Below are 11,490 nucleotides of genomic sequence, written 5' to 3' on the forward strand. Positions count from 1 at the left end.
CGACTTCCACTTGTTCGCGGACGCCGGCTCCCCCACGCCGTGGCCGCCGGTCCCCTACGGCGCGGCCACCGGCTCCAGGAACCCCTGCTCGATCAGCATCCGGATCGAGGCCGGCGTACGGTCCCGCAGCAGCACCGGGTCCTCGCCGACGAGTTGGGCGATGGCGTCCAGGATCCGCCCGGCGGGCAGCGAGCCGTCGCACACCCCGGCAAAGCCCGCGCCGACCGTGTCCACCTTCGTGGCCCGCCGCATCCCGCGGTTCTGACGCAGCACCACATGCTCGGGATCCTCCGCCCCGGGCAGCCCGACCTGCTCCTGCACCACCTCATCAGCGAGCCGGAAGTGCCCGGCCAGCAGCGCGGCGTCGTCCGTGGTCCGCAGATAGTCCTGGCGGTCGAAGTGCCGTACGACCGACTCCCCCAGCGGCTGCTCCACCGGGTGCGGCCATTCCTCGACCGTGACGGCCGGGCTGTCGGAGCCGGATTTGCGCAGGGTGATCCAGCCGAAGCCGACCGCCTTGGTCCTGCGCGCCTCGAATTCGTCGAGCCAGGCGTCGTACCGCGCGGCATACGCCTCATCACCGGCGCGGTGGTCGCCCGCATCGCGCAGCCACAGCTCGGCGTACTGCGCGACGTCCTGCACCTCCCGCTGCACGATCCAGGCATCGCAGCCGCGCGGCACCCAGGAGCGCAGCCGGTCGTGCCACTCCTCGCCCTCCACGTGCTGCCAGTTGGCCAGCAGCTGGCAGTACCCGCCGTCGCTGAGATGCGCCGCGGACTGCTGGACGAGGGTCCGGCACAGGTCGTCGCCGCCCATCCCGCCGTCCCGGTACGTCAGCCGGGCGCCGGGAGAGATCACGAACGGCGGGTTGGACACGATCAGGTCGTAGGTCTCCTCCCCCACCGGCTCGAAGAGCGAGCCCTCCCGCAGGTCCGCCGGGCGCGCCCCGGAGAGCGCCAGCGTCAGCGCGGCGATCCGCAGCGCCCGGGGGTTGAGGTCGGTGGCCGTGACGCGGGTGGCGTGCTGGGCGGCGTGCAGCGCCTGGATACCGGAGCCCGTGCCGAGGTCGAGTGCCTTGGCGACGGGCGTGCGCGCGGTGATCCCGGCGAGGGTCGTGGACGCGCCGCCCACGCCGAGCACCAGCTGCGAGCGGTCGGCCTCCCCCACGCCCCGGATGCCGCCCGCGCCGCCGACCGCGCAGCCCAGGTCGGAGACGATCCACCAGTCCTGGCCCTCGGGGCCGCCGTACGGCCGGACGTCCACCGTGGCGCGCACCTCGTCGCCGTCGCGCACCAGCCAGCCGTCGGCGAGGCAGTCCGCCACCGGCAGCGCGGCTCCGGCCTGCCGCTCCGTCACCGGGCGCTGCAGCAGAAACAGCCGGACCAGGGTCTCCAGCGGGCTGTCGCCGCGCGTCGCCCGCAGCGCGGGAACGGTCTCGCTGCGGGCGAGCGCGGCATAGGCCGGCGCGCCGAGCAGGTCCAGCAGCCCGTCGGCGGTGAAGGCGGCGGCCAGCAGCGCCTGGCGCAGCCGCTCGGTGCGGGCGCTGCTCTCGGGGTCCTGGGCATCTGCGGTGGGGAGGTGCGTACTCACGCTCCCATTGTCAGGGCAACCACCGACAATCGGCGACGGCCCGGCGCCGCACCCCTTCCGGGCGCGTCGCCGGGCCGTCTCCGGTGCCGGCGGACCCGTCGGCCGGGCCCGCTAGGACTTGGACTTGGACGGCTTGGCGGGCGGGGCCGCGGATGCGCTCTGGCTCTGGCAGCCCTTCTGCGCGGCCATCGCCTTGCCGACGTCCCCGGACTCCAGGTTCTTGAAGGCCTGCTCGCTCTGGGTGTTGAGCTTCTTGATGCCCTTGGACAGCGAGTCCAGGCCGGCCGCGAACTTCATTTTGTCCTCGGTGTTCAGGCCGTCGATCTGCTTCTTGAGGCTCTCGTATCCCTTGGAGAGCGCGTTGAGCTCGTTCACCGCGTTCTTCTGGGCGTCCTCGCCGCTGTCGCTGGGCGGGGCGCCGGCCTTGTCCAGGGACTTGGCCAGCGATGCGTAGGCGCCGGAGATCTTCTGGAAGGCCGCCGAATCGGTCTGCTGGACCTTCTTGGAGTCTGTGTTGCCGCCGCCGGCCGTCTGCATGGCGGCGTTGGCATCCTGGATCGCCTTGAACTGGGCCTGCGCAGGGTCGCAGAACTTCTTCGCCCAGCTGTCGAGTTCCTTGTTGGTGTCGTCGCTGCAGCCGGTCAGCGCGAGCAGGAGTGCCGCACCGCCGGACAGTGCCGCCACAAGCTTCTTGTTCACCGGATTGGTCCCTTCCATTGCTCTCGGCCCCGGAACATACACGTCCAAACGGCCTGGTCGACGGGTCGGGCAGGCCGTCCGCCCCGCATTGCAGCCATTTGCACCAAGGAGCACGGGGCCTTCCGGGCACAACGACGGCGGGTGGCCGGCGCCCGCAAAATGCGCCGTCCACCCGCCCGTTGAGCCGTCGTCGGTCCCTTCCGGAGATCTTCGCGACTACGACACCGTCGCCGTTTCTGTCGACTTGGCGACCTTTTCCGGCTTCCCGGAGTTGTCTTCGTCACCCACGGCGATCCCGCGCCGTTTCGAGACGTAGACCGCACCGACGATGACGGCGAGCGCCAGCACCGCGACCACGATCCGCACCCCGAGGTTCTTGTCCTCGCCGTACGAGAACTTCACCACAGCCGGCGCGATCAGCAGGGCCACCAGGTTCATGACCTTCAGCAGCGGGTTGATCGCCGGGCCCGCGGTGTCCTTGAACGGGTCGCCGACCGTGTCGCCGATGACCGTCGCGGCATGGGCCTCGCTGCCCTTGCCGCCGTAATGGCCGTCCTCGACCAGCTTCTTGGCGTTGTCCCAGGCGCCGCCGGAGTTGGCGAGGAAGACCGCCATCAGGGTGCCGGTGCCGATCGCCCCCGCCAGGAACGAGCCGAGCGCACCGACGCCGAGCGAGAAGCCGACCGCGATCGGGGTGAGCACCGCCAGCAGCCCCGGGGTCGCCAGCTCGCGCAGCGCGTCCTTGGTGCAGATGTCGACGACCCGCCCGTACTCGGGCTTCTCCGAGTAGTCCATGATCCCGGGGCGCTCCCGGAACTGCCGGCGCACCTCGAAGACCACCGCGCCCGCCGACCGCGACACGGCATTGATCGCCAGCCCGGAGAACAGGAAGACGACCGAGGCGCCGAGCACCAGCCCCACCAGGTTGTTGGGCTGCGAGATGTCCAGGCTCAGGCCCATGCCGCTGGCGGCCTTGCCGATGTCGCGGACGGCGGTGGCGATCGCGTCCCGGTACGAGCCGAACAGCGCGGCCGCCGCCAGTACGGCGGTGGCGATGGCGATGCCCTTGGTGATGGCCTTCGTGGTGTTGCCGACCGCGTCCAGGTCGGTCAGGACCTTCGCGCCGTCACCGGTGACATCGCCGGACATCTCGGCGATGCCCTGCGCGTTGTCGGAGACCGGGCCGAAGGTGTCCATCGCCACGATCACGCCGACGGTGGTCAGCAGGCCGGTGCCGGCCAGCGCCACCGCGAAAAGCGCCAGCATGATCGAGGAGCCGCCCAGCAGGAACGCACCGTAGACGGCCAGCCCGATCAGCACCGCCGAGTACACCGCCGACTCCAGGCCGACGGAGATACCGGAGAGCACGACGGTGGCCGGGCCGGTCAGCGAGGTCTTGCCGATGTCCCGCACGGGCCGCCGGTTGGTCTCGGTGAAGTAGCCGGTCAGCTGCTGGATCAGCGCGGCGAGCACGATGCCGACGGCGACCGCCACCAGGGCCAGCATCCGCGGGTCGCCGGACCGGGCGAGGATGTCGGGGTCGCTGACGCCCTTCAGGTCCCGGTAGCGGGACGGCAGGTACGTGAACACGGCGGCGGCCACCAGGACCAGCGAGATGCCCGCGGAGATGAAGAAGCCGCGGTTGATGGCCGTCATGCCGCTGCGGTCGCTGCGCCGGGGCGCGACGACGAAGATGCCGATCATCGCGGTGAGCACCCCGATGGCCGGGACCAGCAGCGGGAAGGCGAGCCCGGCGTTGCCGAAGGCGGCCGTGCCCAGGATGAGCGCGGCGACCAGGGTGACCGCGTACGACTCGAAGAGGTCGGCCGCCATACCGGCGCAGTCGCCGACGTTGTCGCCCACGTTGTCCGCGATGGTGGCGGCGTTGCGCGGGTCGTCCTCGGGGATGCCCTGTTCGACCTTGCCGACGAGGTCGGCGCCGACGTCCGCGGCCTTGGTGAAGATGCCGCCGCCGACCCTCATGAACATCGCGATCAGCGCGGCGCCGAGGCCGAAGCCCTCCAGCACCTTGGGCGCGTCGACCGCGTAGACGAGCACTACGCAGGAGGCGCCGAGCAGGCCGAGCCCGACGGTGAACATACCGACCACGCCGCCCGTGCGAAATGCGATCTTCATAGCCGTGTGCGCGACCGCCGTAAGATCCTTTTCTTTCTTCCCGCCCTCGGCCGGTGTGGCTTCCCGGGCGGCCGCGGCCACGCGCACATTGCTGCGCACGGCGAGCCACATGCCGATATAGCCGGTGGCCGCGGAGAATCCGGCGCCGATCAAGAAGAAGACGCTGCGCCCCGCGCGCTGCGTCCAATCGTCCGCGGGCAACAGCATGAGCAGGAAGAACACCACCACGGCAAATACGCCGAGGGTCCGCAACTGCCGGGCCAGGTAGGCATTTGCGCCTTCCTGCACGGCCGCCGCGATCTTCTTCATACTGTCGGTTCCCTCACCGGCCGCGAGTACTTGGCGGACCAGCACCGCCGCCACGGCCAGCGCGGCCAGCGCGACGACGGCGATCACCAGCACGATGGCGCGGTTTCCCGACGTCAGCGACGGTGCGGCCAGAAAAGAGGGGGTGTCCAGCAACTGAGGGGTGTAAGGCCCCGCCATTCGTCCTCCTTGACGTTTGGCACATGGGCGCGCGGAAGCACGCTCAGGCGTCCTGAGCAAGATGTGGACGGATTGTAGGGAGCCGCACCTGATCAAAACAGGGCGCCTCAAAGGGAATTCGCCGGTCGTCGCGATGATCAAAAGGATGTCGGCCACAGAATTCGCTCGGACGAAGGAAAGCGGCGAATTCACTGACCGGTGGCCGATGATCTCCCTGTCGTACTGATCGCCATCTGATCGCCGCTGTTCAAAGGCGTGGTGCGATCTTCCGGGCCGAGTGTGGCACGCGTGACGGAGGAGATAATTGCTTCGCCCGGCTACGGCCGAACGGGTGGCGGCCGGGCGGCCGGAGCGCTTTCCGGGGGTGCTCGATGCGGCGTCAGATCACGACCGGATCGGACCCCTGAGGGGCTGACGGCCCGGGGACGGGCAGCCACCACGGTCACCCGGATCGCCGTCACTCCAGCTGTCGCCGGCCCGGACGAAGGGCACGGCACAGAGCGCAAAGACCGGCGTGGCCACGATCAGCCCGGGGCGACCGGGTTGCATGGGTCTTGGACGCAGTGGCGTGTTCCCCGCCGGCCGCGGACGCAGACCGGCTCGCGCTCGTCCCCCCGCGGCATTGCGGCCGCGCTACGGCACGATCGCGGCCGATGCCGCCGGCCAGCTCATCCGGATCACGCCGCCGCTCTCGTCGGACGTCACCTCGACGTCGTCGACCAGCCCGCTGATCACCGCGAGGCCCATCTCGTCCTCGCCCTCGGACTCGCTCTCCGCGGCGCCCTCGGCCTCGCCCCCGGCATGCGCGCCGGCCGGGCCGGCCCCGCCCGGTACCCCGTCACCCACCTCGATCGAGAACTTCTTCTCGTCCTCGATCAGCAGCACCCGCACCGGGGCCGCGATGTCGTTACTGGCGTGCAGGCCCACGGCGCGGCTGCACGCCTCACCGACGGCCAGGCGCACCTCGTCCAGCACGGCCTCGTCCACCCCGGCACGCCTTGCCACGGCAGCGGCGACCAGACGCGCGGTCCGGACGTGCTCGGGAAGGGCGCTGAAGCGAAGTTCGACGGTGGCCATGCCATCCCCCTCGATATGCGGACGTGCAACGCAGGGGGCCGGACGAGACGCCCGGTACCCCCCACTCCTTCCTTCCCCGCGCCTGGGGCGCGGGGCACCACCGAGCCGTCAGTCGGTTGCCGAGACGGCTTCGTCGACCGAGGTGTGAATCGGGAACACCTTGGTCAGTCCGGTGACACGGAAGATCTTGAGAATGCGCTCCTGGTTGCAGACCAGGCGCAGCGAGCCCTCATGGGCACGCACTCGCTTGAGCCCGCCGACCAGCACGCCGAGCCCAGTGGAGTCCAGGAAGTCGACACGTTCCATGTCCACCACGAGGTGGTAGCTTCCGTCGTTCACAAGCTCGATCAGCTGCTCACGCAGCTTGGGCGCGGTGTATACATCAATCTCGCCACCGACCTCGACGACCGTACGGTCGCCAACGGTCCGGGTCGACAGGGACAGGTCCACGGATCCTCCAGCACCTTGCTATCGAGCGGTCGCCCCCCTGGGGCCTCCCCACCGAAGTAGGGGCGGATCTGGCAGCCGCGATGGCATTCAATCACTTACCAGCAGGCGTGCACGACGCCTTGTCAGCATTGTCGGTCAGTCCGGTGACACACTCGGTGCCGATGGCCTCCAATCGACTGCCGCAGGACGCGGGTGCGCGTCCCTCCCCAGGCATGATTCTCGACCGTCTCGCCCGGGGCGCGACCCGCGCTGCGCGCATCACTCATACGGAGCACTTGCCCCCGCGCATCGGCAGCCATGCCGACTGGCCTGAAGAGATCCGCCCGGAAGTGATCGATGCCATCCGTTCGGCCGGAATCGAGCGTCCCTGGGCCCACCAGGCACGGACATCCGAACACGCGCTGCGCGGCGAGTCGGTCGTCGTCGCCACCGGGACCGCCTCCGGCAAGTCCCTGGCGTATCTCGCGCCGGTCCTGTCCACGCTCCTGGACGGCTCGGAGGCCCCCAACGGCAGGGGGGCCACGGCCCTGTACCTGGCGCCCACCAAGGCACTGGCGGCCGATCAGCGGCGCGCCGTACGCGAGCTGGCCGCCCCGCTGGGCACGGCGATCCGGCCCGCGGTCTACGACGGTGACACCCCCGTCGAGGAGCGCGAATGGGTGCGCCAGTACGGCAACTACGTCCTGACCAACCCCGACATGCTGCACCGCGGGATCCTGCCGGCCCACCCCCGGTGGTCCTCCTTCCTGCGCGCGTTGCGCTATGTCGTCATCGACGAGTGCCACTCCTACCGCGGCGTCTTCGGCTCCCATGTCGCACAGGTCGTCCGCCGGCTGCGGCGGATCTGCGCCCGCTACGGCGCCGAACCGGTCTTTCTGCTCGCCTCCGCCACCGCGGCCGAGCCCGGGGAGGCGGCGACCCGGCTCACCGGGCTGCCCGTGGTGGAGATCACCGAGGACACCTCGCCGCGCGGTGAGCTGGTCTTCGCGCTGTGGGAGCCGCCACTGACCGAACTCCACGGCGAGCAGGGTGCCCCCGTGCGCCGCACCGCCACCGCCGAGACCGCCGATCTGCTCACCGACCTCGCGGTCCAGGGCGTACGCACCGTGGCCTTCGTCCGCTCCCGGCGCGGCGCCGAACTGATCGCCCTGATCGCGCAGGAGCGGCTCGCCGAGGTGGACCGCTCGCTGCCCGCACGGGTCGCCGCCTACCGGGGCGGCTATCTGCCCGAGGAACGCCGCGCCCTGGAACGCGCCCTGCACCGCGGCGATCTGCTCGGCCTGGCGGCGACCACCGCCCTCGAACTGGGCGTGGACGTCTCCGGCCTGGATGCCGTCGTCATCGCCGGCTATCCGGGGACGCGCGCCTCGCTCTGGCAGCAGGCCGGGCGGGCCGGGCGCTCCGGGCAGGGCGCCCTCGCCGTCCTGGTGGCCCGCGACGACCCCCTGGACACCTATCTGGTCCACCACCCCGAGGCGCTCTTCGACCGGCCCGTCGAATCCACCGTCCTGGACCCGGACAACCCGTACGTCCTCGCCCCGCACCTGTGCGCGGCCGCCTCCGAACTCCCGCTCACCGAGGCCGACTTCCCGCTGTTCGGCCCCGCCACCGCCGGTCTGCTGCCGCAGCTGGAGTCCGCCGCGCTGCTGCGCCGGCGCGCCACCGCCTGGCACTGGACGCGCCGCGAGCGGGCCGCGGACCTGACCGACATCCGCGGCCAGGGCGGCTCGCCGGTGCAGGTCGTGGAGGCCGGCACCGGGCGGCTGCTGGGCACCGTGGACGCCGGCGCCGCGCACACCACCGTCCACGACGGCGCCGTCCACCTCCATCAGGGCCGCACCTATCTCGTCCAACGGCTCGACCTGGACGACGATGTCGCGCTGGTCGAGGAGGCCAATCCGCCCTATTCCACGACGGCCCGCGACACGACCGCCGTCTCCATCCTCGAAACCGACACCGAGGTCCCCTGGGGCGACGCCCGGCTGTGCTTCGGGTCCGTCGAAGTGACCAACCAGGTGGTCTCCTTTCTGCGCCGCAAGCTCATCACCGGCGAGGTCCTGGGCGAGACCAAGCTGGACCTGCCGCCCCGCACGCTGCGCACCCGCGCGGTGTGGTGGACGGTCACCGAGGACCAGCTCGACGCCGCCCGCATCAATCCCCAGCAGCTGGGCGGCGCGCTGCACGCCGCCGAACACGCCTCCATCGGCATGCTGCCGCTGTTCGCCACCTGCGACCGCTGGGACATCGGCGGTGTCTCCGTCCCGCTGCACCCCGACACCCTCCTGCCGACCGTCTTCGTCTACGACGGCCACCCGGGCGGCGCGGGCTTCGCCGAGCGCGCCTTCCACACGGCCGCCGACTGGCTCACCGCCACCCGCAGCGCCATTGCCGCCTGCGAGTGCGAGGCCGGGTGCCCGTCCTGCATCCAGTCCCCCAAATGCGGCAACGGCAACGATCCGCTCCACAAGCGGGGCGCGATCCGGCTGCTGGGGGAACTGCTGCGAGGCGCGCCGCAGGGCCCCTGACGGGTGCCCTGCGGCGGGCGTGGCGGCTGCGGCGGCGGGGCCCGCCCTGGCCCGTATCCGCGCCGTGTAGGGCCCGCTGCCGGCCTCGGCCGATACGTCGGCGACCGGCCCGGCCAGCGCGCAGCGCACCAGCCGGGCATGCTGGGCGACCGCCACCCGGCGCGCCGCCGCGCAGGCCACGGACCGCCCGTGGAGGGCGCGGTCCGCGGCGGCCAGGGCCGCCAGGTCCGCGGCGCCGCCCGCCCGGTGCCGGGCCGTGACGGCCTGGCTCACGGCGAGCAGGGCCGTGAAGACCGCACACAGCGCGGCCGCCGCGAAGACCGTCCACACCGTCGCGGAGCCCTCATCACCGCCCCACCGTCTCCTCCGCAAGAGCCACCGCCTCCCCTGTGACCTGCGCCGTCAGCCGTCCCGGACCGGGCAGCCGGGCCTCGACGCGTACCCGCACCAGGTCGCCCTCGCGCACCAGCACGACCCGCGCGCCCTCGGGAGCCGCGTCCCGCGCCGCCCGGAGCACCGCCGCCCGTGTTTCCGACCGTGCGGCCATCCGCGCCCCGGCCCGTGCCGCGTCCACACACTCGATACGGGCGCAGGCGGCCATCAGGCCCCAGATGAGCGCCCCCGCGACCGCCACCAGCACCGGCATCACCAGGGCCGCCTCCGCCGTCACCGACCCCGCGTCGCGGGCGGTCCGGCCGGGCGGCGCGACGTCAGACCCGGACACCGAACGCCTTCTCCAAGGCGCCTTGCAGCAGCTCGGCCACCGTGCCGCTGGTGACGACCTTGTAGAACACCATCGCCAGGGCACAGGTCGCGACCGTGCCGACGGCGTATTCGGCCGTGATCATTCCCCGGTCCGCCTCCGCGGTGCGCAGCCGCAGCCACCAGCCGCGCCACCGCATCCACCGACGCCGCACCATGCCGGCCCCCTTGACCGTGCCAGCTCCCATGACCATGCCAACCCCCTTGAACTCACGACTTGTCCATTTCAATGACGGCCCAGCAGGCCGCCCGCCAGGCCGATCAGCACCGGCGCCACCCCGAGCGTCAGGAACGCCGGCAGAAAGCACGCCGACAGCGGCAGGGTGACCAGCACCCCCGCCCGCCGGGCCCTGGCGGCCGCGGCCCGGCCGTGCTCCGCACGGAGCTCCGCCGCGATCCGCGCCACCGGCTCGACGGCCGGCACCCCCGATATCCCGGCGCGCTCCATACAGCGCGCCAGCCCGCCGGCCCCGGGGAGGGCCGCCAACCGCGGCCACACGACGGCCGGTTCGCCGCCCAGCCGGAGCTCGGCCGCCACCTGGCGCAAACGCTCGGCGACCGTCCCGTCCAGCGACCGCCCCACCGCCTCGGCCGCCTCCCGCGGCCCGGCCCCGGAGGCGAGGGTGGCGGCCAACAGGTCGGCGGCCGGGGCAAGTTCGGCGCGCACCCGGGCCTCCGCCAGTCGCCCCTCGTGCGCGGCCCGCTGCCGGGCGAGCCAGAGGTGAGCGCCGTAGCCCAGGGCCGGCCCCGCGATGACACCGGCCGCTCCGTCGACCAGAATGATCACGAAACAGGCCACTCCCAGCGGCCCCAGCCCCTCCTTCAGCCGATGCCGCAGCCGTCCGCCACCCTTTGCACGATCCCCGTCAGCGCGTCCCGCCGGCCTCCCGGGGGCCGCCAGCTCCCGCGCCCGCTTCCGTACCGCCCGGCCACGGCGCGCCTCCCGTAACAACGAGACCGCATACACCGCCGCCATCGCGGCCGAAACCGCCATCCCCACCCTGTGGACAACTTCCGCGCTCATCACGCACCCCCTTTCTTCTCTTCGTCGCCCGCATCCGCGACGATCCGCGCCGTCCAGGCCATCCCGCCCCACTCCAGCAGTCCGCCGACCGCCAGGCAGCCCCATCCGGCCGGGGTGTGCAGCAGCACCCGCAGCGGGTCGGCACCCAGCGCGCCACCCATCACGAGCCCGGCCACCGGCAGCAGCGCGAGCATCAGCGCCGTGGCCCGCGGGCCCGCCAACTGGGCGCGCAATTCCTCCCGTTGATCGCGCCGGGCCCGGAGGCCGTCCGCAATCCGCTCCAGTCCGGAGGCGAGCCCGGCGCCGCCCTGCACCGCGACCTGCCAGCAGGCGGCCACCCCCGTCAGCCCCTCGGCCCCGGGGAGACGCGCCGCCGTACGCAGCGCCCGGGGCACATCACCTCCGTAGCGCGCGGCCGCAACCACCGCCGCCCCCTCTTCCCCGAGGCCCGGCACCCCGGTGGCGAGCAGCGCGCGGTCCGGCTGCCGGCCGGCCCGCAGCTCACCGGCCACGGCCGTGCACAGCCCGATCACCTCCGCGGTACGCCGGTCCCGTTCGCGCTCCGCGCTCCGGGCCGCCAGCCACCGGCGGACGACGAACCCGGCGGCCGGCGAGACGAGCACGGGCACCAGGGACCCGCCCAGCACACCGATCACGAGCCCCACCGGGAGACACCAGGCCTCCGGCCCGATACGCCCACGGCCCCGGCACCCGGCGCGCCACCAGCCGAGCCACCGGGAC

10 protein-coding genes and 1 pseudogene are annotated in these 11,490 nt (G+C 72.4%); 1 reads left to right on the forward strand and 10 read right to left on the reverse strand.

The window, feature by feature from the left end; translation table 11 throughout:
- Positions 1-54: 54 nt before the first annotated feature.
- The 5 genes from ADL29_RS06450 to bldG form a co-directional block, all read right to left on the reverse strand.
- Positions 55-1,590, reverse strand: a complete 1,536-nt coding sequence (locus ADL29_RS06450; protein WP_053922760.1) for a N5-glutamine methyltransferase family protein — start codon at positions 1,588-1,590, stop codon at positions 55-57.
- 111 nt (positions 1,591-1,701) lie between these two features.
- A complete protein-coding gene (locus ADL29_RS06455) occupies positions 1,702-2,289 on the reverse strand; it encodes a hypothetical protein (protein WP_053922761.1) in 588 nt (195 codons plus the stop codon).
- Positions 2,290-2,505: 216 nt separating this feature from the next.
- Positions 2,506-4,911: a sodium-translocating pyrophosphatase gene (locus ADL29_RS06460; RefSeq protein WP_053922762.1), complete on the reverse strand. Its 2,406-nt coding sequence runs from the start codon at positions 4,909-4,911 to the stop codon at positions 2,506-2,508.
- A gap of 633 nt (positions 4,912-5,544) precedes the next feature.
- The gene (locus ADL29_RS06465) at positions 5,545-5,988 is read right to left on the reverse strand and encodes an ATP-binding protein (protein WP_053922763.1); all 444 of its coding nucleotides are present in this window, start codon (positions 5,986-5,988) and stop codon (positions 5,545-5,547) included.
- A 108-nt stretch (positions 5,989-6,096) separates the two neighbouring features.
- Complete coding sequence (gene bldG / locus ADL29_RS06470) at positions 6,097-6,438, reverse strand: anti-sigma factor antagonist BldG (RefSeq protein WP_053922764.1); 342 nt, start codon at positions 6,436-6,438, stop codon at positions 6,097-6,099.
- Positions 6,439-6,518: 80 nt separating this feature from the next.
- On the opposite strand from bldG, the gene ADL29_RS44435 reads away from it, so the two are divergent.
- On the forward strand, positions 6,519-8,963 hold the full coding sequence (locus ADL29_RS44435) for a DEAD/DEAH box helicase (protein ID WP_078970791.1): 2,445 nt from the start codon (positions 6,519-6,521) through the stop codon (positions 8,961-8,963).
- A 96-nt stretch (positions 8,964-9,059) separates the two neighbouring features.
- On the opposite strand, the pseudogene ADL29_RS44440 reads toward ADL29_RS44435, so the two are convergent.
- From ADL29_RS44440 to ADL29_RS06495, 5 genes and pseudogenes are all read right to left on the reverse strand, one after another.
- Positions 9,060-9,293, reverse strand: a pseudogene (locus ADL29_RS44440) (Rv3654c family TadE-like protein); the annotation flags it as partial.
- Between the two features lie 16 nt (positions 9,294-9,309).
- Positions 9,310-9,687: a TadE family type IV pilus minor pilin gene (locus ADL29_RS44950; protein WP_063788398.1), complete on the reverse strand. Its 378-nt coding sequence runs from the start codon at positions 9,685-9,687 to the stop codon at positions 9,310-9,312.
- On the reverse strand, positions 9,674-9,919 hold the full coding sequence (locus ADL29_RS06485) for a DUF4244 domain-containing protein (RefSeq protein WP_169795194.1): 246 nt from the start codon (positions 9,917-9,919) through the stop codon (positions 9,674-9,676). Before ADL29_RS06485 ends, ADL29_RS44950 begins: the two co-directional genes overlap by 14 nt.
- Positions 9,920-9,951: 32 nt before the next feature.
- Positions 9,952-10,749 carry a type II secretion system F family protein gene (locus ADL29_RS06490; RefSeq protein ID WP_053922812.1) on the reverse strand — a complete coding sequence of 266 codons (798 nt, stop codon included), beginning with the start codon at positions 10,747-10,749 and terminating at the stop codon, positions 9,952-9,954.
- Positions 10,749-11,414, reverse strand: a complete 666-nt coding sequence (locus ADL29_RS06495; RefSeq protein ID WP_342671141.1) for a type II secretion system F family protein — start codon at positions 11,412-11,414, stop codon at positions 10,749-10,751. The genes ADL29_RS06490 and ADL29_RS06495 overlap by 1 nt, the downstream gene beginning before the upstream one ends.
- Between the last annotated feature and the right edge of the window lie 76 nt (positions 11,415-11,490).

Source organism: Streptomyces chattanoogensis, assembly GCF_001294335.1.
GTDB lineage: Bacteria > Actinomycetota > Actinomycetes > Streptomycetales > Streptomycetaceae > Streptomyces > Streptomyces chattanoogensis.